Below are 532 nucleotides of genomic sequence, written 5' to 3'. Positions count from 1 at the left end.
TGGCTTTCGCATACTGCTGATCCAGCTCATAAATCGCTTTACCGAGTTCTTCATGCGCCACAAAGTCGGTCAAAATAGGATCACTATAACTCAGACTCTTCACTCTTCCAGCAGCCGCCATCTGGCTACCTAAAGCACTAAAAAGCTGTTCAGTACTGCTGGGTGAGGTCATCTTATCAAAGGCATTTACCTTATTCTTCGTATCCTGAACATACTTCCGGGCTGTCTGGGTATTGGTATAGAAGGTGCTACTTAAGGGAGCACTCAGGTGATAGAGACTCGAAATCCCATCATAGATACTCTTAAAATTGGTATCCATCACCTTGTGTTTCTCATCGGCTTCATTTAGCTTCTTGATCGCATCATCCAAAGTCTCTTCTGCTAAAACTGCCGTTGCAGAGGTTTCGCCAACAAAATTCTGAAAATCCGTGATCGTCTTGGAAAACTCAGAACCTAGAAATTCTAAGCTATTCTTTAAGCCAACAATCACGGGGTTATGAACATTATTGATTTCATTCGTAATCGCTTTCCC

1 protein-coding gene is annotated in these 532 nt (G+C 42.7%); it reads right to left on the bottom strand.

Annotation, left to right across the window (positions count from 1 at the left end):
* On the bottom strand, positions 1-532 hold a 532-nt coding region (locus B7705_RS00145), incomplete at both ends, for a T7SS effector LXG polymorphic toxin (protein WP_239822324.1).

Origin of the sequence: Streptococcus oralis subsp. dentisani (assembly GCF_002096685.1) — a bacterium.
GTDB lineage: Bacteria > Bacillota > Bacilli > Lactobacillales > Streptococcaceae > Streptococcus > Streptococcus oralis_AD.
This window is presented reverse-complemented; position numbering and strand designations above follow the sequence as displayed.